This window comes from Corynebacterium sp. 122RC1, from assembly GCF_024580955.1.
Taxonomy (GTDB): Bacteria; Actinomycetota; Actinomycetes; order Mycobacteriales; family Mycobacteriaceae; genus Corynebacterium; species Corynebacterium kozikiae.
This window is the reverse complement of the sequence record NZ_JANIKD010000003.1, coordinates 168062-194155: the sequence shown is the minus strand read 5'-3', so window position 1 is coordinate 194155 and position 26094 is coordinate 168062. Positions and strand designations below refer to the sequence as shown.

30 protein-coding genes and 1 pseudogene are annotated in these 26094 nt (G+C 60.0%); 14 read left to right on the top strand and 17 right to left on the bottom strand.

Annotated elements, in window-relative coordinates; genetic code table 11:
* Window positions 1–118, top strand: a pseudogene (locus tag NQ050_RS02785) (IS6 family transposase); the annotation flags it as partial.
* A 183-nt stretch (window positions 119–301) separates the two neighbouring features.
* On the opposite strand, the gene NQ050_RS02780 reads toward NQ050_RS02785, so the two are convergent.
* Entirely contained in the window at window positions 302–1501 is a 1200-nt protein-coding gene (locus NQ050_RS02780) for an NADP-dependent malic enzyme (protein ID WP_257037745.1), read from the bottom strand.
* A gap of 201 nt (window positions 1502–1702) precedes the next feature.
* Here NQ050_RS02780 and NQ050_RS02775 point away from each other — a divergent pair, with 201 nt between their 5' ends.
* The 3 genes from NQ050_RS02775 (at window position 1703) to NQ050_RS02765 (ending at window position 3914) form a co-directional block, all read left to right on the top strand.
* A complete protein-coding gene (locus NQ050_RS02775; protein ID WP_257037744.1) occupies window positions 1703–1933 on the top strand; it encodes a hypothetical protein in 231 nt (76 codons plus the stop codon).
* A 57-nt stretch (window positions 1934–1990) separates the two neighbouring features.
* Window positions 1991–2953, top strand: a complete 963-nt coding sequence (locus tag NQ050_RS02770; protein WP_257037743.1) for an AraC family transcriptional regulator — start codon at window positions 1991–1993, stop codon at window positions 2951–2953.
* Between the two features lie 127 nt (window positions 2954–3080).
* Window positions 3081–3914 carry a Bax inhibitor-1/YccA family protein gene (locus NQ050_RS02765; protein WP_257037742.1) on the top strand — a complete coding sequence of 278 codons (834 nt, stop codon included), beginning with the start codon at window positions 3081–3083 and terminating at the stop codon, window positions 3912–3914.
* Between the two features lie 39 nt (window positions 3915–3953).
* On the opposite strand, the gene NQ050_RS02760 is transcribed toward NQ050_RS02765, so the two are convergent.
* The 3 genes from NQ050_RS02760 to NQ050_RS02750 all read right to left on the bottom strand — a co-directional run bounded on the left by NQ050_RS02760 (window position 3954) and on the right by NQ050_RS02750 (window position 5522).
* Window positions 3954–4358 carry a hypothetical protein gene (locus NQ050_RS02760; protein WP_257037741.1) on the bottom strand — a complete coding sequence of 135 codons (405 nt, stop codon included), beginning with the start codon at window positions 4356–4358 and terminating at the stop codon, window positions 3954–3956.
* A gap of 12 nt (window positions 4359–4370) precedes the next feature.
* A complete protein-coding gene (greA, locus tag NQ050_RS02755; protein WP_257037740.1) occupies window positions 4371–4895 on the bottom strand; it encodes a transcription elongation factor GreA in 525 nt (174 codons plus the stop codon).
* Window positions 4896–5033: 138 nt separating this feature from the next.
* Window positions 5034–5522 carry a DUF4307 domain-containing protein gene (locus NQ050_RS02750; RefSeq protein ID WP_257037739.1) on the bottom strand — a complete coding sequence of 163 codons (489 nt, stop codon included), beginning with the start codon at window positions 5520–5522 and terminating at the stop codon, window positions 5034–5036.
* Between the two features lie 297 nt (window positions 5523–5819).
* Here NQ050_RS02750 and mca point away from each other — a divergent pair, with 297 nt between their 5' ends.
* The 4 genes from mca (at window position 5820) to NQ050_RS02730 (ending at window position 8432) form a co-directional block, all read left to right on the top strand.
* Window positions 5820–6683, top strand: coding sequence for a mycothiol conjugate amidase Mca (gene mca, locus NQ050_RS02745; protein ID WP_257037738.1), 864 nt, complete (start codon window positions 5820–5822; stop codon window positions 6681–6683).
* Window positions 6684–6865: 182 nt separating this feature from the next.
* Window positions 6866–7138: a hypothetical protein gene (locus NQ050_RS02740; RefSeq protein ID WP_257037737.1), complete on the top strand. Its 273-nt coding sequence runs from the start codon at window positions 6866–6868 to the stop codon at window positions 7136–7138.
* 11 nt (window positions 7139–7149) lie between these two features.
* Window positions 7150–7935 (top strand): isoprenyl transferase, encoded by a 786-nt coding sequence (locus tag NQ050_RS02735; protein WP_257037736.1) that lies wholly within the window; start codon window positions 7150–7152, stop codon window positions 7933–7935.
* A gap of 2 nt (window positions 7936–7937) precedes the next feature.
* Window positions 7938–8432: a flavodoxin domain-containing protein gene (locus NQ050_RS02730; RefSeq protein ID WP_257037735.1), complete on the top strand. Its 495-nt coding sequence runs from the start codon at window positions 7938–7940 to the stop codon at window positions 8430–8432.
* Here NQ050_RS02730 and coaA read toward each other — a convergent pair.
* Window positions 8429–9355, bottom strand: a complete 927-nt coding sequence (coaA, locus tag NQ050_RS02725; protein ID WP_257037734.1) for a type I pantothenate kinase — start codon at window positions 9353–9355, stop codon at window positions 8429–8431. The genes NQ050_RS02730 and coaA overlap by 4 nt on opposite strands.
* Window positions 9356–9636: 281 nt before the next feature.
* Here coaA and glyA point away from each other — a divergent pair, with 281 nt between their 5' ends.
* Window positions 9637–10926, top strand: a complete 1290-nt coding sequence (gene glyA, locus NQ050_RS02720; RefSeq protein ID WP_257037733.1) for a serine hydroxymethyltransferase — start codon at window positions 9637–9639, stop codon at window positions 10924–10926.
* Window positions 10927–11004: 78 nt separating this feature from the next.
* Here glyA and NQ050_RS02715 read toward each other — a convergent pair whose 3' ends face one another.
* The 3 genes from NQ050_RS02715 to NQ050_RS02705 form a co-directional block, all read right to left on the bottom strand.
* The gene (locus NQ050_RS02715; protein WP_257037756.1) at window positions 11005–12546 is read right to left on the bottom strand and encodes an MDR family MFS transporter; all 1542 of its coding nucleotides are present in this window, start codon (window positions 12544–12546) and stop codon (window positions 11005–11007) included.
* Between the two features lie 52 nt (window positions 12547–12598).
* On the bottom strand, window positions 12599–13228 hold the full coding sequence (locus NQ050_RS02710; RefSeq protein WP_257037732.1) for a TetR/AcrR family transcriptional regulator: 630 nt from the start codon (window positions 13226–13228) through the stop codon (window positions 12599–12601).
* Between the two features lie 94 nt (window positions 13229–13322).
* On the bottom strand, window positions 13323–13685 hold the full coding sequence (locus tag NQ050_RS02705; RefSeq protein WP_257037755.1) for a DUF5997 family protein: 363 nt from the start codon (window positions 13683–13685) through the stop codon (window positions 13323–13325).
* A gap of 63 nt (window positions 13686–13748) precedes the next feature.
* Between NQ050_RS02705 and NQ050_RS02700 the strand changes: the two genes are divergently transcribed.
* Both NQ050_RS02700 and NQ050_RS02695 read left to right on the top strand, forming a co-directional pair.
* Window positions 13749–14411: a LysR family transcriptional regulator gene (locus NQ050_RS02700; RefSeq protein WP_257037731.1), complete on the top strand. Its 663-nt coding sequence runs from the start codon at window positions 13749–13751 to the stop codon at window positions 14409–14411.
* Window positions 14412–14429: 18 nt separating this feature from the next.
* Entirely contained in the window at window positions 14430–15011 is a 582-nt protein-coding gene (locus NQ050_RS02695; protein WP_257037730.1) for a GNAT family N-acetyltransferase, read from the top strand.
* On the opposite strand, the gene NQ050_RS02690 is transcribed toward NQ050_RS02695, so the two are convergent.
* Genes NQ050_RS02690 through NQ050_RS02675 form a run of 4 tightly spaced genes read right to left on the bottom strand, consistent with a single transcriptional unit; the run spans window position 15008 to window position 18585 of the window.
* Window positions 15008–15886 carry a biotin-dependent carboxyltransferase family protein gene (locus NQ050_RS02690; RefSeq protein ID WP_257037729.1) on the bottom strand — a complete coding sequence of 293 codons (879 nt, stop codon included), beginning with the start codon at window positions 15884–15886 and terminating at the stop codon, window positions 15008–15010. The genes NQ050_RS02695 and NQ050_RS02690 overlap by 4 nt on opposite strands.
* Entirely contained in the window at window positions 15879–16505 is a 627-nt protein-coding gene (gene pxpB, locus NQ050_RS02685; RefSeq protein WP_257037728.1) for a 5-oxoprolinase subunit PxpB, read from the bottom strand. The genes NQ050_RS02690 and pxpB overlap by 8 nt, the downstream gene beginning before the upstream one ends.
* Window positions 16502–17254, bottom strand: a complete 753-nt coding sequence (locus NQ050_RS02680) for a LamB/YcsF family protein (RefSeq protein WP_257037727.1) — start codon at window positions 17252–17254, stop codon at window positions 16502–16504. Before NQ050_RS02680 ends, pxpB begins: the two co-directional genes overlap by 4 nt.
* Window positions 17255–17280: 26 nt before the next feature.
* A complete protein-coding gene (locus tag NQ050_RS02675; protein WP_257037726.1) occupies window positions 17281–18585 on the bottom strand; it encodes an NRAMP family divalent metal transporter in 1305 nt (434 codons plus the stop codon).
* A 133-nt stretch (window positions 18586–18718) separates the two neighbouring features.
* On the opposite strand from NQ050_RS02675, the gene NQ050_RS02670 reads away from it, so the two are divergent.
* Entirely contained in the window at window positions 18719–19411 is a 693-nt protein-coding gene (locus NQ050_RS02670) for a GntR family transcriptional regulator (RefSeq protein ID WP_257037725.1), read from the top strand.
* Window positions 19412–19475: 64 nt separating this feature from the next.
* Here NQ050_RS02670 and NQ050_RS02665 read toward each other — a convergent pair whose 3' ends face one another.
* Window positions 19476–20876, bottom strand: coding sequence for a class II fumarate hydratase (locus NQ050_RS02665; RefSeq protein WP_257037724.1), 1401 nt, complete (start codon window positions 20874–20876; stop codon window positions 19476–19478).
* A gap of 133 nt (window positions 20877–21009) precedes the next feature.
* On the bottom strand, window positions 21010–22011 hold the full coding sequence (gene glpX, locus NQ050_RS02660) for a class II fructose-bisphosphatase (RefSeq protein WP_257037723.1): 1002 nt from the start codon (window positions 22009–22011) through the stop codon (window positions 21010–21012).
* Between the two features lie 187 nt (window positions 22012–22198).
* On the opposite strand from glpX, the gene NQ050_RS02655 reads away from it, so the two are divergent.
* The gene (locus NQ050_RS02655; RefSeq protein ID WP_257037722.1) at window positions 22199–22765 is read left to right on the top strand and encodes a DUF4245 domain-containing protein; all 567 of its coding nucleotides are present in this window, start codon (window positions 22199–22201) and stop codon (window positions 22763–22765) included.
* On the opposite strand, the gene NQ050_RS02650 is transcribed toward NQ050_RS02655, so the two are convergent.
* Entirely contained in the window at window positions 22749–22982 is a 234-nt protein-coding gene (locus NQ050_RS02650) for an exodeoxyribonuclease VII small subunit (RefSeq protein ID WP_257037721.1), read from the bottom strand. The genes NQ050_RS02655 and NQ050_RS02650 overlap by 17 nt on opposite strands.
* 8 nt (window positions 22983–22990) lie before the next feature.
* Window positions 22991–24235, bottom strand: coding sequence for an exodeoxyribonuclease VII large subunit (gene xseA / locus NQ050_RS02645; protein ID WP_257037720.1), 1245 nt, complete (start codon window positions 24233–24235; stop codon window positions 22991–22993).
* An 84-nt stretch (window positions 24236–24319) separates the two neighbouring features.
* On the opposite strand from xseA, the gene NQ050_RS02640 reads away from it, so the two are divergent.
* On the top strand, window positions 24320–25324 hold the full coding sequence (locus tag NQ050_RS02640) for a 4-hydroxy-3-methylbut-2-enyl diphosphate reductase (protein ID WP_257037719.1): 1005 nt from the start codon (window positions 24320–24322) through the stop codon (window positions 25322–25324).
* Here NQ050_RS02640 and NQ050_RS02635 read toward each other — a convergent pair.
* Entirely contained in the window at window positions 25321–26070 is a 750-nt protein-coding gene (locus NQ050_RS02635) for a DUF6542 domain-containing protein (protein ID WP_257037718.1), read from the bottom strand. The genes NQ050_RS02640 and NQ050_RS02635 overlap by 4 nt on opposite strands.
* Window positions 26071–26094: the final 24 nt, after the last annotated feature.

Below are 26094 nucleotides of genomic sequence, written 5' to 3'. Positions count from 1 at the left end.
CCTGCAGCCCGGCATCAGGGGCGAGGTGCGCCTTGTGGAGAGAGCTTTTGGCATTGGGCCCTCGGCGCTGACGGAGGCCATGGGCATGCTCAACCACCATTTCGCAGCAGCCGCCTGATCGGCGCAGAGCGACAGCCTACCTCTGACTGCCGCCAATCTTTGCAACAGAGCCGCCAGGAGCGCCCATTCAACCCCAGCCGGCGCCCTTTCAACAGCCTTGAAAGTTACCTAGGCAGGCAAGGATTCGAGGGGCAATGGAGTGCGGCTTCGTAGCCACGACCGGTGTTTGGCGTGAAAACAATTAGGCATTACGCTGCGAAGCGTGTTGCTCTGCGAGGGCTGCCTTTTCCACCGCAGCGGCAACCGCGGGTGCCACGCGGGTGTCCAGGGCTGAGGGGATGATGTAGTCGGCTGCAAGCTCATCGCCCACAATGGAAGCAATTGCCTCGGAGGCGGCGAGCTTCATAGCTGGGGTGATGGATCGCGCCTCTGCGTTCAGGGCACCTTGGAAGATGCCTGGGAAGGCCAACACGTTGTTGATTTGGTTGGGCAGGTCCGAACGGCCCGTTGCCACCACCGAGGCGTACTGCTCAGCGAGTTCCGGCTCGATCTCTGGATCGGGATTTGCCAGGGAAAACAGGAAGGGCTTAGGGGCCATTCGTTGCAGGAGGTTTTCCCCTACGTGCCCACGGGAAAGGCCAATGAAGACGTCGGCACCGTCGAATGCCTGGGAGCGGTCAGTGACTCGGCGCGGGTTCGTAATTTCTGCGATCTCGGCTTTCACTGGGATCAGGCCGCCTTCGCGCTGAGGATGGATCACACCTTGGGAGTCCAGCAGGATGATGTCTTTCACGCCGGCCTCCAGCAGCATCTTGCAGCAGGCGATGCCCGCTGCCCCCGCTCCGGAGATGACGATTCGCAGGTTGCTCAGGTTGCGCCCGGTGAGTTTGCAGGCGTTTTTGATGCCTGCGGTGAGCACGATGGCGGTGCCGTGCTGGTCATCGTGGAACACGGGGATGTCCAGCATTTCATCCAGGCGGCGCTCCACTTCAAAGCAGCGCGGGGCAGAAATGTCCTCCAGATTGATTGCCCCGAAGGAGGAGGCAATGGCCGCGATCGCCGCAATCAGCTTGTCAGGATCAGTTTCATTGACCACGATCGGGATCGCATTCACATCCACAAAAGAGGCAAAAAGTTGGCATTTTCCCTCCATGACCGGCATGGCGGCTTGAGGTCCGATGTTGCCCAGCCCTAGTACCGCGGTGCCGTCGGAAATCACTGCAACCGTGCGCCCGGCGCCGGTGTATCGAGGGTAAAGGCTCGGGTCTTCCTCAATTGCGGTGCATACCCGCGCAACGCCTGGGGTGTATGCCAGGGAGAGGTCGTGGCGCGAGCGCAGTGGGCGGGCAGAGGTGACTGCGAGTTTTCCTCCTTCGTGGGCGGCAAAGATGGCTTCGTCGGTGAGCTCATCTGCTTGGAAGGGAAGGTCAAAGTAGGTCATGAGGAACTCTTTCGTCTGTGATCCGCAGCGGACGGAATGGTGTCAAGCCTACTTCTGAGGTGGTGGGAAAGCCGTGGATGCTGGTGTTTTGTGACCAGATCCGCAAAGACACAACAATCACCATCAAGACTTATGGTTATTCACAGTAAATTGCAAGGAAAATTGAATTGCATGGCAAGTATGCGGATTTAGCCTCTGCATATGAATTCGCAGCAGACGCATCTTTCCTCCGTGTCCACCAGTCCCTCCCAGGGAGTATTGGAGGGCACCCACACCTGCTACACCTTGGGCATCGCTGACCCATATCAGGGAAGTTCATGGCGATACGTGCGCGACGAAACCCCGTGCGATCTCAGGTCTTTCATCATGGGTGGCCGCGCGCTCGACCGCGGGCCAGGCGCCACGGTCTTCGGGCAGCGGCGCAGCGCATAACGCACCACGGTAGAAGAAAAGTTAGCCTAACCTACTTTTGCTTGTTAGGGTAGGTGCATGACTTTGTTGCTGTGGTGCCTGGAAGGCACAGTCACACTCAATGCGCCCGATCGGATTCTTTCCCTCAGTCAGGGGGAGCTTGGGATCGCTCCGCAAGGAGGCATTGTCACGGGTACCGGAAAGGGCACGGGCAAGGGCACAGGCAAGGTGCTGAGCTTTTCGCCGTTGGGGGTAAGCATGAGCGGCGCCAGCTCCAAGATTGATCTCGGTTCACAGTGGGATGAGGCCTGGCTCCATGAGTTCTCCCGCAGCCTCCTTGGCCAACCTGCATCCTCCTGGGTCAAGGATCTCTGCAGCGCCGACGTTGCGCTTCCCATCCCCACTGTCCCGCCGCGCAGCCTCGCCCCGCAGGCGCATTCCGTGGCCCTGCAATTGTTCCGCAGGCCGGCGCTGGGCACGTCGTTACGCGAATTCGCCGCACAAGAATTTGTCAGCGAGCGCACCCTACAGCGCCAATTCCTGCAACACACGGGCCTCTGTTTTGCTGAGTGGCGCGCAGCGGTGCGTGTTGTGAGTGCCGCCGAGATGATCGAAGAGGGGGTGAGCATTTCCGACGCCACCAGGGCGGTAGGGTTCAGCGCCCCAAGTTCGCTCACCAGGGCATTTCGCAGGCACACGGGGCAAAGCCCCGCGCAATTTGTGCGCCAGGGATCAGAGCCCCGAGAGGTGCCGCCAATTCCGTTTCCGGTACCAGGAGCAACGTTTGAGGCGCACGCGAGCAAGGATGTTTCACTGTGGATGTACCGCGGTACGGCAACCGTGACAACGCCGGAGTATTGCCGCTTCATCTCCGCGGGTGATACCGCAACGCTGCCGGCTGGAACCCGTACCAGGATTGATGTGGCGGCGGGCTCGGTTGCCCTCCCTGTTCCACTTGATTTTGCAGGTCACAGTCTGGATGATGTGCTGGAAATTGGAGTGCTTCCCTCCCTTGAATCGAAGTCCCTTCAGGGCGTGTAGCTGGAAGTTGTGGGAGGCGGCGACAGTAGATCGTGAGGATTTTCGCGCTTTTTGTACCCCTTTGGGAACTATTTTTCACACGCCCACGTTTGTGTAAGAGAATGACCCAAAGAAAGGAACGCGTTTCATGCGCTCGAGCAATCCAGTGATGAACACGTTGGTGGATCCCCGCCAGCGTCAAATGCAACAGCAGCAGTACAACCCATTTGACCAATACGGTGCGCCAGGAATGGCACCGGGGATGGCTCAGCCGGCTGCCTACGCTGATGAGCGCCCTATGACGGTAGATGACGTTGTCTCCAAGACCGGCATCACCCTCGGCGTGATCATTGCTTTTGCAGTGGTGAACTTTGGTATCTCGGTGTTTGTCAGCGTGGCACTCGGCACCTTGCTCACTTTTGTTGGTGCAATTGGTGGGTTGATCGCAGTGCTGGTGGGCACCTTTGGCAAGAAGTTCGGCTCCGCTGCCGTCACCCTGATCTACGCAGCCTTTGAGGGCTTGTTCGTTGGTGGCATTTCCTTCCTCTTCACCAACACCATGGTGGCTGGTGCTTCTGCAAGCGCCCTGATCGGCCAAGCTGTCCTGGGCACCATCGGCGTGTTCTTGGGCATGCTCTACGTGTACAAGACCGGCGCCATCAAGGTCACCCCGAAGTTCACCCGCCTGCTCACCGCCGGCATCATCGGTGTCCTCGTGCTTTCCGTGGGCAACCTGATCATGGCCCTGCTCGGCATGGGCTCCCCATTGCGTGACGGTGGCATGCTCGCCATCATCTTCTCCCTGGTGTGCATCGGCCTGGCAGCCCTGAGCTTCCTGCAGGACTTTGACACCGCAGACAAGCTGATCCGCCAGGGTGCACCAGCCAAGATGGCCTGGGGCGTAGCACTCGGCCTAGCCGTTACCCTGGTGTGGCTCTACACCGAAATCCTGCGCCTGCTCAGCTACTTCCAGCAGCGCTAACAAGCAAGAAAAAACCGCACCCTGTGGAGGTGCGGTTTTTTATTTGCCCAAAATATGGGTCGTGGTGACCGTGGAATACACCTGGCCAAATCCTGATTCGACTGGGCTACCCAGGGTGACCCTCACCTTGAAGGTGCGGGTGTGTGCTCCTTGGCCTTGCACCCTGGTACCGGTGCCCACCGCGCGGGTGTTGCCCCAAGACTCCCAAGTGATACCCTCCACCACGTCCAAGCCGTGCTGGCAATCCACCGTCACACTACTTGGGGCCCGCTCGGCGGTGCCCACGCAGTCAATGTAGCCAACATTGGCCAAGGTGGGTACGGCGCGGCCCTCGGTGGCGGTAGCTACCTTGACGGGGGAGTCCACCTCTAAAGAGGGGCTGCAGGCAGCCAAAGTGGCTGCCGCAACCCCGAAGCCGAGCGTGAGCGCAAATTTGCTTGCCAAAGCGGTGCCGTTTTAGTTGCTGCCGCGCAGGGTGGCTGCCTTAGTGGAGTCGTAAGGCTCTGCGGAGACCACGGTCACGGAGATGGTTGCGCCGCTGGGAGCGGTGTACTCGCGGGTCTCGCCCTCCTTTGCGCCCAAGATGGCGGCGCCGAGTGGGGACTGCTCGGAGTAGGTCTCCAGGTCCTTGTTGTCAGATGCTGCGGCGCGGGTACCGATGAGGAAGGTTTCCTTATCGTCTTCGTCGCCGTTGTAGTACACGTGCACAACAGTGCCCACGTGTGCAACGCCTTCCACAATGCCAGCGCGCTCGGTGGTGGAGTTCGCAAGGATCTCAGAAATCTGCTTGATGCGGGCCTCTTCCTGGTCCTGCATCTCGCGGGCGGCGTCGTAGCCAGCGTTCTCCTTGAGGTCACCCTCTTCGCGGCGCTCGTTAATCTCAGCGGCAACCACTGGGCGGTGGGCGATCAGGGCGTTGAGCTCTTCTTCCAGCTTCGCCTTGGTCTCCGGCGTGATGTACTGCTTTTGATTGTCAGCCATTGTGAAAAACCTTTACATCGTTGAGGTGAAAATGAAGAAATGCGGCACTACGCGTGCCGCGAATACTCCAACCCTAGCACAATTCACCAGCGGGTTTGGTGGTGGTTGCAGTGGATCGGGTTGCAACCTTCTCCCGAATTAGCGCGTTGGCACATCCAGATAGAAGGGGATGTTCTCTGAGCAGCCGTACACATTGCCGGAAACCGCGGACTCCCTGGTGTGGATTTGGGTACTGTAGCGTTCATCCGCCACGCCACCAGCGGGGATGATGAGTTCTCGGCGGCCAACCTCAGCCATGTCGTAATTTAATGCGGTGACAATGCAGTAATAGTCCCGCTCGGTGTCTTTGCGAGAAATGTCAAAGGTGAGTTGGAAGGTGGAGTCGTCAATCACCTCCACGTTGGCCACTTGCCCGTTGATGGTTTTGTTCGCTGTAGACCCCAAGTACTTAGCAAACGCGATCACAATTGCCACCAACATCACCAGCATGAAAATGGCAATGAGTTTGCCGGACAGCGAGCCTTTGGTGGCACTTGCCTTTCCGGTTCCGTACCTGGCGCGGGGGCCGAGAGTGGCGGAGTTGCCGGCGGTACCGGAGTTTCCGGGTTGAGGGCGGGTGGTGCTCACAGTGGTGTCTCCCAAAGTTCCGGTAGGTCGCACAGCGTGCAGGCAGAATGATCTTGCAAAGTGTGCGTGTGAAAGTTTTGTCTGTTCGGCCATTGATCTTACCCCCTTGCCAGGCGCAACTAGTCAGGTGCATTTTGCTAAAGGGAGCCAAAGGGAATTGGGCAAGAGGGTGGCGTCGATACGCTATTGAAGTCTCTTCCCGCCGCATTCGGGCGCTACTATGGGAACCTGCACTGGCGCACGCCGCCTTCACCGTAACTACCGAGTTTGAATTTTGTCTTGAAAGGCACATCAACCGTGGGATCTCACCGCCTCCTTGCAATCCATGCACACCCTGATGATGAGTCGAGCAAGGGGGCAGCGACGATGGCCAAGTACGCAGCCGCTGGCCACGAGGTGATGGTGCTCACCTGCACGGGTGGCGAGCGCGGAGACATCCTCAACCCCGCCATGGACCGGCCAGGGGTGCTGGAAAACATCACCGCCATCAGGAAAGAGGAGATGGCACAAGCGATCAGCGCGCTCGGAGTACAGCACCACAGGTGGCTTGGGTACGTGGATTCCGGCCTGCCGGAGGGCGATCCTTTGCCACCGCTGCCGGAAGGCTGTTTTGCCCTCGCAGATACCGATGAGGTGGTGCAAAAGGTAGTGCAAGTGATTCGGGAGTTTCGCCCAGAGGTGATCATTACCTACGACGAAAACGGGGGATACCCGCACCCTGACCACCTCAAAGTCCACGAGGTCTCCATGATCGCTTGGGAACGCGCGGGTGATCCCACCTACCACTTGGAGTTGGGGGAACCCTGGGAGCCGAAGAAGCTTTACTACACGCACGGCTTTATCCGCCAGCGCATGAAGATGTTTCACGATTTGCTCCTCAGCCAGCAGCAACCCAGCCCGTATGAGGACATGCTGGCGCGCTGGGAGGAGCACAAGGCAGACATCATGGCGCGAGTAACCACCCAGATCAACGCTGCCGAATTCTTTGACGCGCGCGACGCCGCCCTGCGCGCCCACGCAACCCAGATCGACCCTGCCGGGGCGTTCTTTGCAACGCCTACCGACGTCCAACGTCGCCTGTGGCCCACCGAGGAGTTCGAGCTGGCGCGGACGAGGGTGAGCACCGAATTGCCGGAAACGGATCTCTTTGCTGGGCTCTAAGGGCATGCGCGGGTTGCAACCGCTGCTTGCAGTGGTTCCCACTCTTGTACCTGCGTGGTACCTGCGTGCTGTACGCAGACGCCGAGGGGTATCGTAGACTCAAGAGAGCAAAATGCAATGCTTGCAAAACCATGCTGCACCGATAGTGTGCAGCACCTCGAGTGAAAGCTGGACTGCCTGCGATGATTGATCAACTGCACTTTTTGGCCCAACAAGGCCCGGGCCCTGTGGGCTCGGAGTTTGGTAAGGCCTCGCCGGTGGGCTGGTTCGTAGTGGTTGCGCTCTTGGTGGCAGTGCTGTTCATTGGTTGGGCGTTTCATCGCCGTTACAGCCGGATGAATCGCCGCCGCATGTTCGCTGAGACTCACGGCATTGATCCGTTTGACGCAGCGGCGCTTGATGCTGCGATGGCAGAGGCCGGCGTACTGGACCAGCGCAAGAAGTACTGGTTCTAAAGGAGCCAACCGTGCCAAAGAAGCTTCGCGCAATCGTTTCCCAGGTGCTCTACCCGCTGTACGAGCGCCGGCTTTTGCGCGAGCTCGAAGGCGTGGCACAGCCGCAGCATGTGGCGATCATGTGTGACGGCAATCGCCGCTGGGCAATCGAGGCCGGCTTTGCGGACGTGTCCCACGGGCACCGGGTGGGAGCGAAGAAGATCGGCGAGATGGTGCGCTGGTGTCAAACCACGGACGTGCAGCTCGTCACCGTGTACCTGCTTTCAACGGAGAACCTGGGGCGCGATTCCTCCGAGCTGGACCTCCTGTTTGACATCATCGGCGATGTGGTAGATGAACTCGCCCTGAAAGAGACGAACTGCCGCGTACGCCTGGTGGGGCACCTTGACCTACTGCCCGAGCCAGTTGCGCGCCGCCTGCGCGAGGCAGCAGATACCACCGCTTCACACACTGGGGTGAACGTCAATGTTGCCGTCGGCTACGGCGGGCGCCAAGAAATTGTAGACGCCGTGCGCTCCTACCTGCTCGAAGAGGCCCAAGCTGGTAGTGGGCTGGACCAGGCGGCGAACAAGTTAAGCGTAGACGCGATTTCCTCGCACCTCTACACCTCGGGGCAACCAGACCCCGACCTCGTCATCCGCACCTCCGGCGAGCAGCGCCTTTCGGGGTTCCTTTTGTGGCAATCCGCCTATTCCGAAATCTGGTTCACAGACACCTACTGGCCGGCATTCCGCCGCACTGACTTTCTGCGCGCATTGCGCGATTACTCCAAGCGCAGCCGCAGGTTTGGCAAATAATCATGCACGCACATATCCGTTACTTCTCCGTTTACGGCTCCACGCAGAACTATGCAGAGCATCTCGCAGAGTTGCTGAATACCTCCGCGCACCCTTTGGAAGTTCCGCTCCCCGACGACGCCACCCCGGTCATCGCCCTTTCCCCGGTCCACGGGCCGGTGGTGCAGGCCGCTACCTATGCAAGGAAGATTGTGGGCAGGCCAGTTGCAGTGGCGGCTGTGGGCATGACCCTGCTCGATGTTGCCCGCGAAAAAGACTCCCTGCGCAAACTGGTGCCGGAACACGTAGCCCGCTTTTACCTGCCGGGCAAGTTGGAGTTCAGCACCATGAGCACCGCCCACCGCGCCACCCTGGCCTCTATCAGCACAATGCTGCGCGCGAAGCCGGTGAAATCTGCGAATGACAAAGCAATGATCGCAGCGATGGGCACTGACACTGACCGTTTGGATTTTGCGGAGCTACAGCCGATTGTCCAGTGGGTGCAATCCCTGCGCTAGAGTTTGCGCATCCGGACCCGCTTGACCAGGTGATCAGCACCTTTGGCCAGCACGAGTGAGGCACGAACGCGGGTGGGCAAGATGTTTTCCACGAGGTTCGGGAGGTTAATTGATTGCCAGATACGGCGAGCCTCCGCGATAGCTTCCTTGTCCGTCATGTCCGCGTAGTGGGAAAAGTGCGCGCCGGGGGCGCGGAAGGCAGAGCTGCGCAGTTCCAGGAAGCGGTCAATGTACCAGCGCTCGATGTCAGTGGTATGCGCATCCACGTACACGCTGAAATCAAAGAGGTCTGACACCGTGAGCGTGGGGCCGGTTTGCAGTACGTTCAGGCCCTCCAGGATGAGGATGTCCGGCCTGTTCACCAAGATGTGTTCGTCCGGTACGCGATCGTATGCGGTGTGGGAATACACCGGGGCGCTCACGTTGGCCTTGCCGGATTTCACGTCTGTGACAAAGCGCAGCAACGCGCGGGTGTCATAGCTCTCCGGGTAGCCTTTGCGGTTCATGATCCCCATCTTGGTGAGTTCAGAGGCGGGGAACAGGAAACCGTCGGTGGTGACAAGGTCCACCCGCGGGTGGGATTCCCAGCGCTGCAGCAGCACCTGGAGGAGGCGTGCAGTGGTAGATTTTCCCACCGCGACGGAACCTGCAACACCGATGATGAACGGCACGTGCGCGGGCTCTTCACCAAGAAAGGCCTCGGTGAGGGAGATGAGTTCTTGGCGCGCCTGGACTTGCATGTGGATTAAACGGGAAAGCGGGAGGTAGACTTCCGCCACTTCCTCAAGGTCGATGTTTTCACCGATACCGCGAAGCTCCACCACCTCTTCTTCGGTGAGCACCTGGGGCATGGATTGCCGCAGCATGCGCCATGCGTCCCGATCAAAGTCGAGGTATGGCGAGGAGTCCTTGATACGAGCCATAGCCCCCATTGTGCCTGCTTGACGTGCAGTAGCGAAATTGCTCCATGGGTAGCCCCGGTCTTCTGCCTCCTCCCGCGCGCCAGCAGCCTGCATTCCTCTGGCCCATGCGCACGTCGGCTCCCTTTGAGTTCGTTGAGATCTAGGCATTACACTTGGGCCTTGACTCATGCCGCATCGGGATTGTCACAACAGCGCACTGGTGGCTTTGGTAGCTGCCACTCGGCGGGTGCCGGGAAGGTGCGCTCACTTTGAAAGTTCCAACTGAAAGGTTTGGCTTTGCCATGACACAAGACATTCGCTACCAAGAACTGAGCGAGTTCGACCCCGAGGTAGCGGGTGCTATCTCCGGGGAGCTGGCCCGCCAGCGCAACACCCTGGAAATGATTGCATCGGAAAACTTTGTGCCACGCGCAGTCCTGCAGGCTCAGGGCTCGGTGTTTACCAACAAATACGCCGAAGGCTACCCAGGGCGCCGCTACTACGGCGGCTGTGAGAACGCTGACGTTGTGGAGGACCTCGCGCGCGATCGCGCAAAGGCCTTGTTTGGTGCCGAGTTCGCAAACGTGCAGCCCCACGCCGGTGCGCAGGCAAACGCCGCTGTGCTGATGGCCCTGGCAAACCCCGGTGAGAAGATCATGGGCCTTTCCCTGGCCCACGGCGGCCACCTCACCCACGGCATGCACCTCAATTTCTCCGGCAAGCTGTACGAAGTTGCCGCATACGGCGTTGATCCAGAGACGATGCGCCTGGACATGGACAAGGTCCGCGAGATGGCCCTGGAGGAGAAGCCCCAGGTGCTGATCGCCGGTTGGTCCGCGTACCCACGCCAGCAGGATTTCGCCGCATTCCGCTCCATTGCGGATGAAGTTGGCGCGAAGCTGTGGGTGGACATGGCGCACTTCGCGGGTCTGGTTGCCGCCGGGCTGCACCCATCCCCGGTTCCACACGCCGACGTTGTTTCCACCACCGTCCACAAGACTTTGGGCGGCCCACGCTCCGGCATGATTCTGGCGAAGCAGGAGTGGGCGAAGAAGCTCAACTCCGCTGTTTTCCCTGGCCAGCAGGGCGGCCCGCTCATGCATGCAGTCGCGGCGAAGGCCGTGGCCATGAAGTTCGCCGGTACCCCAGAGTTCAAGGAGCGCCAGGAGCGCACCATTGAGGGCGCGAAGATCATCGCGGAGCGTCTCACTGCCGACGACGTCAAGGCGGCAGGTGTGGACGTCCTCACCGGTGGCACCGACGTGCACTTGGTGCTGGTTGACCTGCGTAATTCCCAGCTCGACGGCCAGCAAGCCGAGGATCTGCTCCATGAGGTGGGCATCACGGTGAACCGCAACGCGGTGCCGTTCGACCCACGCCCACCAATGGTGACCTCCGGCCTGCGCATCGGTACTCCAGCGCTGGCTACCCGTGGCTTTGATGCCCAGGCGTTCGCCAAGGTGGCAGATATCATCGCTGAGGCCCTCATCGGTGGTGCTCAGGCCGATGTGGAGTCGCTGCGTGCTCGCGTGACCGCGTTGGCTGAGGAGATTCCTCTCTACCCAGGCTTGGAGGAGTGGAAGCTCGTCTAAAAGCTTCGGTCTGTGAAACATTTAGGGCCTGGTTCCGGTTTTGGTTCGGAGCCAGGCCCTTTGTGTTGCGTTTGGCGCTTACTCCGCCGCTTCCATCTCCAGAATCCGGGTGGTGTTTCGCAGGGGTTCGTGTTTGATGAAGAGCACGAGAGCAAAGGCTGCAGCTACCAATGGCATGAGGACCACGAAGACCGGGGTGAGGGCATCGTTGTAGGAGCTCACAAAGATCTCACGGAGTGCGTCTGGCATTTGATGCACGAGCGCCGGGGTGACCTCATTGGTTTCCACCAGGATCTCCTGTTGCCCGGCGGGCTGTTGCGCCGCCATCGCGCTGAGGCGCTCGGTAAGCAGGTCGTTGAGGTTGCCCACAAAGATGCCGCCCACCAAAGCGGTGCCAATGGAGGCGCCAATCTGGCGGAAGAAGTTGTTCACGCTGGTTGCCGTGCCAACCACCTCTAGTGGGAGGGTGTTTTGCACAATAAGGATCAGGATTTGCATGGTCAGACCCAGACCAATGCCAAAGATGAACAGGTAAGCCCCGAGCTTCCAAAGCGGAGTATCGGCGGTAAGGCTGTGGAACAGGAACATGCTGCCAAAGGTGATGATGAGGCCGATGATAGGGAAGTGGCGGTACGCCCCGGTGCGAGTAACCAATTGACCTGACCAAATGGAGCAGCCCATCATGCCAACCATCATTGGGATCATCATGTAGCCGGCTTCCGTGGCGGAAATTCCGGACACCATCTGCATGTAAGTGGGCAGGTAACCGAGCACGCCGAACATCGCGATACCCAGTACCAGTCCGGCCAGGGTGGTGAGCGTGAAATTGCGGTTGCGGAAGAACTGCAGCGGAATCAGCGGATCTTCCGCACGGGATTCCACGAACACCAACACAACGGCGGCCACTAGGCAGGTTGCGATCAAACCAATGATTACAGGGTCAGACCACTCGTAGGTGGAGCCGCCCCAGGTGGTGAACAAGATCAGGGACACAGATGCGATGATCATGAACACGGTGCCCAAGTAGTCCCAGCGAACCTGTTGTTTTGGCAACGCCGGAATCTGAATGAACTTCCAGGCCACAGCGATCGCAAGCAAGCCCAGCGGGAGGTTCATCCAGAACGCCCAGCGCCAGCCAATGCCCTCGGTGAACCAGCCGCCCAGCAGCGGCCCAAGCACGGCGGAGAGACCAAAGACGCCACCCATCACACCCATGTAGCGCCCGCGTTCACGGGCTGGAATGATATCCGCGATGATCGCCTGGGAAAGAATCATCAGGCCACCAGCGCCAATGCCCTGCACTGCGCGGCCGGCAATGAGCAAGGTCATGGTGTGCGCGAGGCCGCCGATCACCGATCCCACCAGAAAGATCACCAGGGCGCCGATGAAGAGGTGCTTGCGGCCGATGAGGTCGCCAAGCTTGCCGTAAATCGGGAGCATCACGGTTTCCGCGAGGAGATAGGCAGTGATTACCCAACTCATGTGGTCCATGCCGCCGAGCTCGCCGACGATCGTCGGCAGCGCAGTACCAAAAATCATCTGGTCGAGGCTTGCGAGCATCATGGCCACCATGAGCGCAGAGAGTACCCACCAGGCTCGGCGCTGCTGTTCTGGGGTCATCACGGACCCTTGGGATTGTGTAGTCGTGGTCAAAAGGGGTTCCTTTGTTCGTTTAAGCGATGTGCCGGATACCTTGGAGCATTTGCTCGCCCAAGGCGCGGAGCTCTTCTGGTGCCAGGAAATTCTCATCACTGTTCGCAGCGGCACGCATGGCTGCAAAGCTCAAATTGCATAGCAATGAAGCCTCCACTTCCAGACCGAGCCCGGTGCGCCGCTGGTTCGGGTGGGCCTCTAAATAGCGCACGACCAGTGATTCGAAGTGTGGGTGGAGGTTGTGGATTCGGCTAATGAACTCGTGGAAGAGCGCAGGGTCTTGATCGATGATCGCCTTGCGGCGCCGCTGTGTTGCAGCGTCAAAATAGAGGTCGTGCTCAGGGCTTAACGCGGTATTGGTGCACAGGCGTAACACCGCTAAGGGGAGATCCGGGTGCACGGTAGTGAGGAAGCGCTGTTCTTCCTCCTCCGTTGGGCGCCGGGGCTCCATGCCCAGCACGGCTTGCTGTTTGTTTTGGAAATAGTTGAAAAATGTCCGCTTGGATACGCCAGCGGCCTGTGCGATCTCTTCCACCGTGACCAGTGAATAGCCGCGCTCCAATACCAAAGTTGTTGCGTGGAGTTCTATCAGTTTGTACTGGTTGATGTGTTTTGAGCGCCGGCTGGAGGCGGCATCGTGTTGCGGCATGGCTTGAGCATAATCCTGTTTTTGCACCGAGTGCAAAAAGTATGAAAACAACAGAAAAACCCACACCGTGTGGTGTGGGTTACAAAAGGTTTGTTTATTGAGATTCGGCCTCGTCGGTAGGATCCGCCGTAACCTCGCCGCGCTCAACGCGGGCTTGGGCTAGGGCAGTGCGGGCCTCGCGCAGCCAGGTGGGCTGATCCGCCAGCAATGCTTTGATTTCCGCAGTGGTGAGCGCGCGGTCGTAGTCATTGCGCTTCAATGCGGTGATGGTGATGCCGAGTTTTTGTGCCACCACGGGGCGGGGGTGCGGGCCTTCACGGCGCAAGTCAACCAGCCACTGTGGTGGGTTTTGTTGAAGGGCCACAAATTCATCATGGGTCAAAGCGTTTGCTTGGAACTCCTCTGGAGTGGCTGGCAGGTAGATGCCGAGCTTCTTTGCTGCGGTCTGGGGTTTCATTGCGGTGCCAGACGGCTTGCGCACAGATTCTTCATTCACAACCACAACGGTAGCATTGCGTGCATGCTGCACCTATCTTTTGTGACTGGCACCGAGCCCGGCAAGTGGTTTGAACGCTACCGTGACCGCACCACCTACGGCTTGGAAACCACCCCGAGCGATGACCCTCTGGCCCAACTCCTGGACCCAAGCGACCCCACCAACCTGGCCTTAGTACGCCTGCCGGACGAGCGTGCCCTCAGCGATACTCTCCACCTGGTGCGCCTGTACGAGGAGAGTCCAGGTGTGGCGCTGCCAAAAGAGCACACCCTCACTCTTTTTGAACCCGTTCCCGTGGCGGAGCTCGCCGGGGAACACGCCAACTATCTGTTTCCAAGTGCAGCCCCTGGAGACATCGCGGCGCTGCGGGATGCGCTCGGTGTGGTGGCTGCGAACGTCGGCTACGCAACCGGCCCGCGACCCTTGCTAAAGGTGCTGTCTGGAAAGCAGATTGAACATCGCGAGCTCGCCGGGGCGGATTTTGCCACGCAGATCGCGTTAGTGTGGCACAAAACTGATGATGGGGAGATGATTCAGGACTTCGTGGGCATTGCAAAGGGGCGCACTCTGGCCTCCTCACGCCAGGCCGATCAGCGGAAGAAACCAACGAAGAAGCGGGTGAAAAAGCCAGGACAACGCCCCGCGAAAAAGGCCAGCGGCAACCGAGGTGGCAGGAAGCGGAAATAGAAGGAACAATACTTGGTTATGACTAGCTTGGATTCCGGCCGCGACTTTGTGATTCGCCCATTCCGCCGCACCGACTTCGGCCAAGTGCAGCAGATCTACCTGTTAGGCCTCGGCACCGGGCACGCGTCCTATGAGACTGAGGCACCCAGTTGGGAGCACTTCTCCACCGCGAAACTGCCCGGGACGGTGTTTGTGGCCGTGGAAGCTGACGACGACGAAAAACTCCTCGGCTGGGTCTCCGCCGCACCCATCTCCACGCGCCGGGTGTTCCATGGCGTGGTAGAAGACTCCATTTACATGCACCCCGACGCCGCCGGCCGTGGAATCGGCGGGGCGCTGTTGGATGCGCTCATTGACAAGTGTATTGAACTGGGGAAATGGTCCATCCACTCGTGGATCTTCCCGGAAAACGAGGGTTCCGCAAAACTACATCTCTCCCGCGGCTTTGAAAAAGTGGGCACTTTCTCCCACCTCGCAAAAATGACCTACGGGGAGCTCGCGGGGCAGTGGCGCGACACCGACATCTACGAAAAGCTCCTCCCGAAGCCGGAGATTTCCGACGCCACCGCCGCGGGCGTTCACCCCGGAGGAGGCCACTAGGCCAAGTGGAAACGAACGGTGTCGCCGGGTCCGAGCTGCGCGGCACGGTCGCAACTTCGCGATGTGAGGACCGCGATCACCGGATAGCCGCCGGTCACGGGGTGGTCCGGGCCGAACACCACTGGCTGCCCATTGGGTGGGACCTGGATGGAACCCCGGACCATGCCCTCACTTTGCAACTCTCCGGTGCGGAAGCGTTCCAAGGGTTGCTCGCCCTGAAGGCGCAGGCCAACACGATTCGAGTCTGCGGTGATCGTGTACTCCTGACGCAAAAACAGCAGCAGGGAGTCAGCGGTGAACCAATCCTGGCGCGGGCCAGGGATCACCGTGAGCGTTTCCTGTTCCATCCTCTTCCACAACGTGGGTAGCGTGCGGATCTGCGGCCACCAGGCGGGGTCTTCCACCAGGTTATCCACGTGCAGGATATCGCCTACGCTCAGCGGGGCAGGTCCGAGCCCTGAAAGGACGTCAAAACTTGCCGAGCCAAGCTCGCATTCCACGGCAAACCCGCCGCGAACCGCGAGGTACGCCCGCAGCCCATATTCAGCGGGGCCGAGTGTGATTTCGTCACCAGCTTCCAGGTCAAGCACATAGTTGGTGGGGCTATGCACCGTGGAGCCATTCGCCTTAGTGATGGTGATTGTGGCTTGGGTACCGGTCACCGCCACCATTGCCCTGTGCAGGCACCGCAAGTGCAGTCCACCCATGAGCACCTCAAGGACAGGCGCCTGAGGCTGATTGCCAACCGCATGATTGGCTCGGGCGGCGGAGAGGCGGTCAAACACCCCGGAAGCCCCCACGCCCGTGGCGGCGTATCCAAAGCGTCCTCGATCCTCAAACAATGCCAGCGGGCCCGTTGCCAAAACCTCAAACATGAGCTTTCACCTGCACAAAGCGCACCACATCACCCGGTTGGATCAGCGAGGGCTGTTCGCGAGTGGTATCCCACATCTGCGCATCCGTGTGACCAATCAATTGCCAGCCACCGGGTGAGGCCTTGGGATACACCGCAGAAAAAGGTCCCGCCAGCGCAACAGAGCCCGCGGGAATCTCGGTACGGGGGCTGGTTCGCCGTGGCACCGCCAGCGGGGCCTCATGTTGCGGCTGCAGGTACATAAACCCTGGCGCAAATCCGCCAAAAGAGGCAATCCACTGCGTCTGACCATGCCAATCAATGAGCTCCGGCACACTCATTTTGGCGTGTTCCGCAACCACCTCCAAGTCCTCACCGGTGTACGTCACCGGGACTTCAACAACCTTCCCGCTGCCTTCCTCAGCCCCCGAATCCAACGTGAGGGAACCGACGATCCTGTGGGCGTCGGCAAGGCTAATCTTGCGCGTGTCCAGCGTGAGGAGCACAGTGTTTGCGGCGGGGACGATGTCTATGATCCCTGGAACCGCGGCCCTGCGCAGCGCGGCGTTGAGGGCTTGGACCTGGTTGCTGGGAAGGTCGATGAGCACCGCCTGGTCGCCGCAGGGGAGGATCTCTATCATGGCTTGACCTCAACGCCTGCCTCTTGGAGGGCAGCGCGGATGCCGCGGGCCATTTCCACAGCGGCTGGGGTGTCGCCATGGACGCAGATGGATTCAGCTTGAAGGTGAAGGTCGGAGCCATCGATGGCCACTACCGGATCACCTGTCGCTAACGCCTTGGCTTGGGCAATTGCCGTCAGTGGATCGTGATGTACCGCACCTGGGATATTGCGCGGAACCAGGGTGCCCTCCGGGGTGTAGGCCCGATCAGCGAACGCCTCCTGGATGGTGCGTAGGCCAGCGTCTGCCGCCCAGCCAACAATCGGCGCACCAGCGAGGCACATCAGGCGCAGATTCGGGTCCACCGCCTGCACCGCAGCGATCACCGCCTTCGCCAACGCAGCATCCGAGGCGATGGTGTTATACATCGCACCGTGGGGCTTCACGTATTCCACCGAAACTCCAGCAGCCGCCGCTGCCGCCTGCACGGCGCCGATCTGGTACACCACCTCGGCAAAAAGATCATCCGGGGAGTAGGCGATGTTCCTGCGGCCGAAGCCCTGCAGATCGCGGTACCCAGGATGCGCGCCCACTCGGACGCCGAGCTCTGCCGCCTTGCGGACTGTTGCCACCAGCACCTGCGGGTCTCCGGCGTGGAAACCGCATGCGATGTTCGCGCTGGAAACCACCTGGAGCATTTCACTATCAGCACCGATGTTGTATGCGCCGAAGCTTTCGCCGAGGTCAGCGTTGAGATCAATATGCGCCATGATTGCAATCCTAACGTTGTGTGCCGCTAGCCGGAGATGCCGAGCAATTGGAAGACGCCGCCGAAGCTACGCCATGCCAACCACCACGCCACCACCATCGCGGCGAGGCCAATGGCGATGAGCCACTTTGGGTATTGGTAGCCTTGCAAAAGATCCTTCGAACGCATCGCAGCTACATAAATGATGAGGGTGAATCCAATTGGCAACACCAGGCCGTTGAAGGCGCCGGCGAACACCAGCAGGGCGGCTGGCGCGGTGCCCAGCACCAGGAACACGCTGCAACTCAGCACAATGAAACCGATGGTGATCCAGTTCTGCAGTTGCTTCTTTTCTGGCTTGTTGGCCACCAGGAAGGATGCGGAGGTGTAGCTCGCGCCAATTACGGAGCTGAGCGCGGCAGCCCAGAGGACCGCGCCGAAGAAGCGCAGGCCGATTTCACCGGCAGCGGACTCGAATGCCTGTGCCGCTGGGTTTGCCTTGGTATCCAGCACCACGCCACCTGCAACAACACCGAGCACGGCGAGGAAGAGGGCAATGCGCATCACGCCGGTCAGCAAAATACCAGTCACGGAGGAACGGGAGACTTCCTGGACGTGCTCCTTGCCGGTGAGGCCGGAGTCCAGCATGCGGTGTGCACCCGCGTAGGTGATGTAACCACCCACAGTGCCGCCAACGAGCGTAGTGATGGTGAGCCAGTCCACCTGCTCGGGCAGCACACTGTTGCGCAGGGCATCACCCACCGGTGGTCCGGAAACGAACGCAACGTAAATGGTCAGTGCCATCATGATCACGCCAAGCGCAACCAAGATCTTGTCTAGTGCAGCGCCGAGCTGCTTAAACAGGAAGATAGCGATGGCGATAACCGCCGTGATTGCGCCACCAATTTTGGCGTCCAGGCCCAACATTGCGTTGAGGCCCAAGCCACCGCCGGCGATGTTACCGATGTTGAACACCGCTCCGCCGATGGCGATGAGCACCGCGAGCACCCAACCAAGGCCTGGCAGCACGCTGTTGCCCAACTCCTGGGCGCGCATGCCGGAAATGCCGATCACGCGCCACACATTGAGCTGCACCGCGATGTCAATGATGATTGAGACCACGATAGCGAAGGCAAAGGCGGCGCCCAGCTGTGCGGTAAACGTTGCAGTTTGGGTGAGAAAGCCCGGGCCAATTGCGGAGGTGGCCATCAGGAAGATCGCCCCGAGCAGGGTGCTGCGGGTAGTTGCGCTTGCTGCGGCCTGCTTCAGCGTGGGGCTGGGCTGTGGGGCACCGTTTTGTGGGGCACCACTTCGCTGGGCACCGTTTTGTGGGGCACCGTGTGACTCTGGCATGTATCCCTCCTTGAGCGTGACTTGTTCAACAATTTTGTTCAACAGTTGAGAGGATAGTAAGCCTTTGTATTGCGCAACACAATATTTTGATCCAAATTATTTGAAACACTTTGCGCCAATTACACTCTGAGTTATGGCATCAACCCCTGCATCCCCTCACACCAAGCCCGCGCGCCCGGTGAAACTCACAGTTCAGGCCGTCATTGAGCAGATATCGGAAGACATTCTGCACGGAACCCACTTGCCAGGGCAGCAGCTCCACGAGATTTCCATGGCGGGGGCACTGGGGGTATCGCGCAATACATTGCGTGAAGCGTTCCGGGGCCTGGTACACAACGGACTGTTGGACTACTATCCGCACCGCGGTGTGTTCGTACGGGTGATCACTGCCCAGCAGGCCAGGGAGCTCTACCGTTCCCGCCGAATCGTGCAGGTTGCCGTGCTGCAGGCGCTGGAACATGGCGAGCTACCCTCTCCAGCGGTTGCAAAAGGCCTCCAGGGGATGCGCAACGCCGTGGAGCGTGCCTTGGCGGCTCGAGTGCAAGGGGACTGGATGGAGGTGGGTAGCCAGAACTACGCCTTCCACCAAGCAATGTTTGACCTTGCGGGTTCTGAGTGCATAAGCAAGGCGGCTCGGGGACTGCTCATGCAAACCAGGGTTGCATTCTTTGGGGCAAGCTCCGCTGAGCACATGCATGCGAGCTTTGTTGAACTAAACGTGGAGTTGCTTGGCCTTCTGGAGCGGAAGGAATATGCCCAGGCCATTGCTGCGCTCCGCGCCTACCTGGATGTGGCAGAGGCACGGGTGGCGGAGTTGCTGCCCTAAGAAGGCACGGCAAAAGCCGTGAGGGGAGGAGTCCCTTCACGGCTTTCTCGGTTGTGGTCCGTGGTTAGTCGCGGTCGGTGTTTGCCATTGCGAGGACGTCGAGGCGCTTGTCCAGCTCTTCCTCGGTGAGGGTCTCACCGTCCACAAAGCCCATGTCAATCACGGTCTGGCGGATGGTCTTGCCTTCCTTGAGAGCGGTCTTGGCAACCTTCGCTGCGTTCTCGTAACCAATGGCGGAGTTCAGTGGGGTCACGATGGATGGGGAGGACTCAGCCAGAGTGCGCATGCGCTCCTCGTTTGGCTCGATGCCGTCCACGAGGCGCTCAGCGAACACGCGGGCGGTGTTGGCAAGCAGGCGAGCAGACTCCAACACGTTGCGCGCCATCACCGGGATGAACACGTTGAGCTCAAAGGCGCCCTGGGAACCGGCGAATGCTACGGCGGCGTCGTTGCCGATCACCTGGGCAGCAACCTGGGTTGCGGTTTCGCAGAGCACTGGGTTCACCTTGCCAGGCATGATGGAGGAACCTGGCTGGAGGTCTGGCAGGTGGATCTCGCCGAGGCCGGTCAGTGGGCCGGAGCCCATCCAGCGGATGTCGTTGGCGATCTTGTTCAGGGAGACGGCAACGGTGCGCATTGCTCCAGAGAACTCCACCAAGCCGTCGCGGTTTGCCTGAGCCTCAAAGTGGTTCACACACTCGCGCAGCTCGGATACGCCGGTGAGGCTCACCAGTTCAGCGGTGACCTTCTCGCCGAAGTCGGCTGGGGTGTTCAAGCCAGTGCCCACTGCGGTGCCGCCGATTGGCAGCTCGCCCAGGCGTGGCAGGGTGGCCTCGATGCGCTCAATGCCCGCCTCGATCTGGCGTGCGTAGCCAGCGAACTCCTGGCCCAAGGTAACAGGGACGGCGTCCATGAGGTGGGTGCGGCCGGACTTCACAACGTGCTTCCAAGCCTTCGCCTTTGCATCTAGGGAAGCGTGCAGCACCTTGAGGCCGGGGATGAGGTCCTTCACGGCTGCCTCGGTTGCCGCAACGTGAGTGGCGGTTGGGAAGGTGTCATTGGAAGACTGGCCCATGTTCACATGATCATTGGGGTGCACCTCAACGCCATTGTTCTTGGCAATGGAGGCGATGACCTCATTGGTGTTCATGTTGGAGGAGGTGCCAGAGCCGGTCTGGAATACATCAATTGGGAACTCGGCGTCGTGCTTGCCCTCAGCGATTTCCTTGGCGGCAGCGATGATGGCGTCGGCCTGCTCCGCTGGGAGCAGACCACGATCCTTGTTCACCTGGGCACAGGCGGCCTTGAGCAGGCCCATTGCGCGGATCTGCGTGGATTCCAGACCGCGGCCGGAGATTGGGAAGTTCTCCACTGCGCGCTGGGTCTGTGCGCGCCACAAAGCGTTGACGGGAACCTTCACTTCACCCATGGTGTCGTGCTCAATGCGGAACTGCTGCTCAGTCATGTAAAAGATCCACCTTTTGTGTTGTTGTGCAAAAACGTATTTGATGTTCCGGCATGCGCCAAGAACCCTTTGAACATTGTACGTCCGCGGCGTGACGCGCGGAAAAAAGGCCCACGAATGTGGGCCAGTTCACTTACTTTGCGTTCTGGGAGTAGTCCACTACGGAGTATTCCTGCAGCTTAGAAAGCTGGTGAACGGATTCAATGAAGCGAACGGTGCCGGACTTGGAACGCATCACCAGGGAACGGGTGGTTGCGCCGTCCTTGCGGTAGCTCACGCCGCGCAGCATGTCACCATTGGTCACGCCGGTGGCCACAAAGTAGCAGTTGTCTGAGGTCACCAGGTCATTGGTGGTGAGCACCTTGCTGAGGTCATGGCCTGCGTTTCGCGCCTTCTCCGCTTCCTGCTCGTCTTTTGGTGCGAGCATGCCCTGGATTTCACCACCCATGCACTTCATCGCGCATGCAGTGATGATGCCCTCGGGGGTGCCACCGATGCCCATCATGATGTCCACGGAGTTGGTGTTTTGCGCTGCGGCCACTGCACCGGCAACGTCGCCGTCGCGGATCAAGCGTACCTTTGCGCCAGCATCCCGAATATCCCGGATGAGGGTCTCGTGGCGTGGGCGGTCCAGCACCACAACGGTGACCTGCTCAGGGGCAATGCCCTTGGCCTTGGCAACGGCGCGGATGTTGTGCTCCACCGGAGCTTGAATGTCAATGGTGCCGGCGGCCTCAGGGCCCACGGCGATCTTGTTCATGTAGAACACAGCGGAGGGGTCATACATGGAACCACGTTCGGCGGCGGCCAACACGGAAATTGCATTCGGGCGGCCTTCTGCCATCAACGTGGTGCCGTCGATAGGATCTACGGCGATGTCTACCTCGGCGCCGTCGCCGGTGCCCACTTCCTCGCCGTTGAACAACATTGGGGCCTCGTCTTTTTCGCCCTCACCAATCACCACCACGCCGCGCATGTGGACGGAATTGATGAGTTTGCGCATGGCGTCCACTGCGGCGCCGTCGCCCTCGTTCTTCTTGCCGCGCCCCACCCAGCGGCCGGAAGCGAGCGCTGCCGCCTCCGTGACTCGAACGAGTTCGAGGGCGAGGTTACGATCCGGGATTTCCGCTTTCATGCGAGATGCCTCCAAAAATTGATACCTGTGCTACCCGTCTAATTTTGGCATTACTTTCACCGAAAGTGTGGAAATTCTAACCCCAAAAGTGGTTAGCGGGTTCTGGAATCATTCACCCGCTCCTAACCCTCATCCCACTCGCATTTGCCGTTTCTGTTTGTCCAGCGTGCATGCCATACTGGTGAGCGTGGCTGAAGAAAAACCTCGTATTTTCCAAGACGGCAAAGACATCTTTTACTCTCTGGGTGCCATTGTGGTGGTGATGATCTTGGCTGTGGCGTTCACCGGCATGTGCAGCTTCGGGCGTGATACCGCGGAGAATGTGCCCGTCAACGAGGTTGATGCGCAAACATTCCTGAGCCTGGAGACCGGCGCGATGGACTTCCCCGTGCGCTATCCCACCGTGATGGAGGAACAGGGCTGGGTCCCCAACTCTGCGCGGCGTATGGCTGTGGCAGGGGAGAGCGCAGTGTCCGTGGGCTGGGTGAAAGGCGTGGACGGCTACCTGCAGATGGTGCAAACCGGCGTGCCCGCCCAGGACGCGGTGAAAGGCTTTGACCAAAACCCCCGCGAACTGGAACATAGCTACGAGGTAGATGGCGCAACCGTAGAAGTGTACGGTTCTCAGGAGCGTGATGTTCGCGACATCCGCGTGGTGGACCTCAGCGACGTCCGCATGATCTTCACCGGCGCTGCCCAGGACGAGGAGTTCAACGCCCTCATCTCAGCAGCGCTGACTACTCCTGCTCTATAGTCTCCTCTTCAGAAGCCGCACCGAGGGCTTGCTCCACGCGCTTCGCGGCGCCGTCGAGCTGCTGCTCACATCGCGCGGCTAATGCCTCACCGCGCTCCCAATATGCCAGCGCCTCATCCAAGCTCATCTGGCCGAGCTCCAAGATGCGCACGATTTCCACGAGCTCATCGCGAGCCTGTTCGTAACTAAGTTCCTCAACTGGGGTAAAAACGCTCATTTTCTTCCTTACTTTGCTGCTTGAGTTTGCATGGCTGCCGCGGTGATGGCGCCGTCGGCAACGCGAATGCGCAGTTGGCTTCCTGGGGGAGATTGCATGATCGACGTCACCACCTCGGCCTCTGACCCGTCCCTCGGCAACACCTGGACCACGGCATAACCGCGCGCCAAGGTAGCGCCCGGGCCCAATGTGGTCACTTGCGAGCGCAACCCCGCAACCTGTGCCCGCTCCTTGTCTAGCCTGTGGCCAATTTCGCGCCTGGTCTGCGCCAATGCGCGCTGCACCTCGTCCCTACCGGCGGTGATCCTCGCCATCGGATCGGCCAAAACTGGCCGTGAGCGTAGCGCCTGGAGCTGCTGGTGCTGTGTGGTTACCCAACCGCGCAATGCCTGGGCGTTGCGCACTCGTAGTTCTTTGATGAGGGCGATTTCCGCAAGGACATCGGGGACCACCTGCTTGGCGGCGTCGGTAGGAGTGGCGGCGCGCAGGTCCGCGACGTTGTCAAGGATCGGCGTGTCTGGCTCGTGGCCGATGGCTGAGACAACCGGGGTCTGCATCTGGGCCACCTGGCGCTGCAGTGTTTCCTCAGAAAAGGGGAGGAGGTCTTCTACTGAGCCGCCGCCGCGGGCCACGATGATCACATCTACCTCAGGGTTGGCCTCCAACTCCTGCAGCGCAGCAACTACTTCCGTGACGGCGCGGGCGCCCTGCACCGCGGTGTTGCGCACGGTGAAACGCACTCCCGGCCAGCGAGACTGAGCCACCGCCAGGACGTCGCGCTCAGCCGCTGAACCACGGCCGGTGATTAATCCGATGTTGTTGGGCAAAAAGGGGAGGGGCTTTTTGCGGGCGGGGTCGAATAACCCTTCGGCGGCCAGTTGGTGGCGCAGCCGCTCAATGCGGGCGAGGAGTTCACCCACACCCACCTGGCGGATCTCGGTGACCCACAAAGAAAAGGAGCCCCGGCCGGAATAGTAGGCGGGCTTGCCATAGACGGCGATCCGGTCTCCGTCTTGCAGATTCAGCGCCCGCATCAACTGTGTGTTGCAGGTGATCTGGACGCTTTCTTCCTTTTCTGGGTCCCGCAGCGTGAGGTAGCTCAGTTTCCAGGAGGGTTTCATGCTGAGCTGGGTGATTTGGCCTTCCACCCACACAAAGCCCAAACGCTCAATCCACGCCTTCACCTTGGCATTAAGCACACTCACCGGCCATGCGGCCTCTGGTGAGTGCGCTGCCTGCTCTGCTTGGCTCATCGTTTTTGCCCGCCTTCTTGCTGCATTCCACCATCATATAAGCTCTTACAAGCCGAGCTCGGGAAATAGGTTAGGCTGGTTGCCATGACTGACGCAGCAAACCCAGCAAACGCAACCACCGAAAGTGCCTTAGCCCCGACCCCTGGCCACGGGCGCGTTCTTCTGGCTGCGCCACGAGGCTACTGCGCTGGCGTGGACCGTGCCGTGGAGACCGTGGAGAAAGCACTGGAAAAGTACGGTGCACCCGTGTACGTGCGCAAAGAGATCGTACACAACCGCTATGTTGTGGATACCCTCGCCGAACGTGGCGCGGTGTTTGTGGATCAAACCTTTGAAGCACCAGAAGGTGCTCACCTGGTGTTTTCTGCCCATGGCGTGAGCCCAGCGGTCCACGAAGAAGCCCGTAGCCTCTCCTTGAAAACCCTGGACGCCACCTGTCCACTTGTAACCAAAGTGCACAACGAGGTCAAGCGCTTCGCTCGCGATGGCTACCACATCCTGCTGGTGGGCCACGAGGGTCACGAGGAAGTAGAAGGCACCGCCGGTGAAGCTCCCGACGTCACCCACCTGGTAGATGGCGTGGAAGGCGTAGAGAAGCTCCCAGATTTCCTGCACAACGAGAAGTTGGTGTGGCTTTCCCAAACCACGCTATCCGTGGATGAAACCATGGAGATCGTGAAGCTGCTGCACGAAAAATTCGAGCACCTCCAGGATCCCCCAAGCGATGACATCTGCTACGCCACCCAAAACCGCCAGGTTGCTGTGAAGGCAATCGCTGCAGACAGCGACCTTTTCATTGTGGTAGGTTCCCAGAACTCATCGAACTCCAAGCGCCTCGTGGAAGTAGCCCTACAGGCCGGTTCTAAGGCGGCGTACCTGGTAGATTACGCCAAGCAGATCGACCCAGCGTGGCTGGAAGGCGTACACACCGTGGGTCTCAGCTCCGGGGCGTCCGTGCCGGAAATCTTGGTGCAGGAAGTACTGGCGTTCCTTGCTGAGCGCGGCTTTAGCGATGTGGAAGAGGTCACCACCGCAGCGGAGAAAATCACTTTCGCCCTGCCGCGCGACTTACGGCCGCAGCACAACTAATCTTCTGCGTAGAGGTCCTCGCTGAATCGGCGGGGGCCTTTGTTCTGAGCTGGCTGCGGGGTGACTGGCTTAGGTGCCTGAACGGGCTTCGCGCTGGGCTTGGGTGCATACGTGCGCGCGCCGCGGGTTTTGGGGGAGTCCAAAGACGAACGCCGGTTGCGCCGTGGGTTGCGTGCAAGCAATTCCTCCACCGTCACTGATCCTGAGGTCCTGGAGCGTTGCGCCTGCGTGCGGCTCTTCGTGGCTGCTTGCTGGAGAACGTCGTTACTGCGCTGCTGATGCTCCCGCGCGCGTTCTGCACGAGCCGCGCTGTTGCGCTGCTGGCGGCGGAGCAGGCCGACGCGCCCAAAGGCGAGTGCCGCTGCCGCGAGGGTGGTCAGCGCCATCCACGGGAAATGTTGGGTGAGCGGATAGATTGAAGTGACAAGTTGTGTGCGGCCAAAGGCACCCCCCGAGCTCATCACCACAATAAAGCCCGCCGCCAGCACGCTGAGGCTAAACCAAAAAGGCAGTGCCGCCACAAATAAAAACAACGCCTTGGGTTCCGTGATCAGCGCAAACACAAGCGCGAAGACCACGAATAGTACCAAGTGAAAGGTGCTGATGGTGCCAGCGTAGATGCTGAACAAGGTTCCCACAGCCAGCGCTATAAGCAGCGCTGCGTACGCGGTCCACAGGGAAAACCCGTAGAAAGGACCATTGGCAGCGTGGCTGCGAGCGCGCTTGCGGGGAAAGGCTTGAGACACGAGACTACATTCTACCGATCGTGG

Excerpts from the sequence above, each read along its gene's own strand:
- NQ050_RS02780 (WP_257037745.1), bottom strand. The coding sequence starts at position 1,501 with ATGACCTACTTTGACCTTCCCTTCCAAGCAGATGAGCTCACCGACGAA.
- NQ050_RS02775 (WP_257037744.1), top strand. The coding sequence starts at position 1,703 with ATGAATTCGCAGCAGACGCATCTTTCCTCCGTGTCCACCAGTCCCTCC.
- NQ050_RS02770 (WP_257037743.1), top strand. The coding sequence starts at position 1,991 with ATGACTTTGTTGCTGTGGTGCCTGGAAGGCACAGTCACACTCAATGCG.
- NQ050_RS02765 (WP_257037742.1), top strand. The coding sequence starts at position 3,081 with ATGCGCTCGAGCAATCCAGTGATGAACACGTTGGTGGATCCCCGCCAG.
- greA (WP_257037740.1), bottom strand. The coding sequence starts at position 4,895 with ATGGCTGACAATCAAAAGCAGTACATCACGCCGGAGACCAAGGCGAAG.
- NQ050_RS02740 (WP_257037737.1), top strand. The coding sequence starts at position 6,866 with ATGATTGATCAACTGCACTTTTTGGCCCAACAAGGCCCGGGCCCTGTG.
- NQ050_RS02730 (WP_257037735.1), top strand. The coding sequence starts at position 7,938 with ATGCACGCACATATCCGTTACTTCTCCGTTTACGGCTCCACGCAGAAC.
- coaA (WP_257037734.1), bottom strand. The coding sequence starts at position 9,355 with ATGGCTCGTATCAAGGACTCCTCGCCATACCTCGACTTTGATCGGGAC.
- glyA (WP_257037733.1), top strand. The coding sequence starts at position 9,637 with ATGACACAAGACATTCGCTACCAAGAACTGAGCGAGTTCGACCCCGAG.
- NQ050_RS02715 (WP_257037756.1), bottom strand. The coding sequence starts at position 12,546 with ATGACCCCAGAACAGCAGCGCCGAGCCTGGTGGGTACTCTCTGCGCTC.
- NQ050_RS02710 (WP_257037732.1), bottom strand. The coding sequence starts at position 13,228 with ATGCCGCAACACGATGCCGCCTCCAGCCGGCGCTCAAAACACATCAAC.
- NQ050_RS02705 (WP_257037755.1), bottom strand. The coding sequence starts at position 13,685 with ATGAAACCCCAGACCGCAGCAAAGAAGCTCGGCATCTACCTGCCAGCC.
- NQ050_RS02700 (WP_257037731.1), top strand. The coding sequence starts at position 13,749 with ATGCTGCACCTATCTTTTGTGACTGGCACCGAGCCCGGCAAGTGGTTT.
- NQ050_RS02695 (WP_257037730.1), top strand. The coding sequence starts at position 14,430 with ATGACTAGCTTGGATTCCGGCCGCGACTTTGTGATTCGCCCATTCCGC.
- NQ050_RS02690 (WP_257037729.1), bottom strand. The coding sequence starts at position 15,886 with ATGTTTGAGGTTTTGGCAACGGGCCCGCTGGCATTGTTTGAGGATCGA.
- pxpB (WP_257037728.1), bottom strand. The coding sequence starts at position 16,505 with ATGATAGAGATCCTCCCCTGCGGCGACCAGGCGGTGCTCATCGACCTT.
- NQ050_RS02680 (WP_257037727.1), bottom strand. The coding sequence starts at position 17,254 with ATGGCGCATATTGATCTCAACGCTGACCTCGGCGAAAGCTTCGGCGCA.
- NQ050_RS02675 (WP_257037726.1), bottom strand. The coding sequence starts at position 18,585 with ATGCCAGAGTCACACGGTGCCCCACAAAACGGTGCCCAGCGAAGTGGT.
- NQ050_RS02670 (WP_257037725.1), top strand. The coding sequence starts at position 18,719 with ATGGCATCAACCCCTGCATCCCCTCACACCAAGCCCGCGCGCCCGGTG.
- NQ050_RS02665 (WP_257037724.1), bottom strand. The coding sequence starts at position 20,876 with ATGACTGAGCAGCAGTTCCGCATTGAGCACGACACCATGGGTGAAGTG.
- glpX (WP_257037723.1), bottom strand. The coding sequence starts at position 22,011 with ATGAAAGCGGAAATCCCGGATCGTAACCTCGCCCTCGAACTCGTTCGA.
- NQ050_RS02650 (WP_257037721.1), bottom strand. The coding sequence starts at position 22,982 with ATGAGCGTTTTTACCCCAGTTGAGGAACTTAGTTACGAACAGGCTCGC.
- xseA (WP_257037720.1), bottom strand. The coding sequence starts at position 24,235 with ATGAGCCAAGCAGAGCAGGCAGCGCACTCACCAGAGGCCGCATGGCCG.
- NQ050_RS02640 (WP_257037719.1), top strand. The coding sequence starts at position 24,320 with ATGACTGACGCAGCAAACCCAGCAAACGCAACCACCGAAAGTGCCTTA.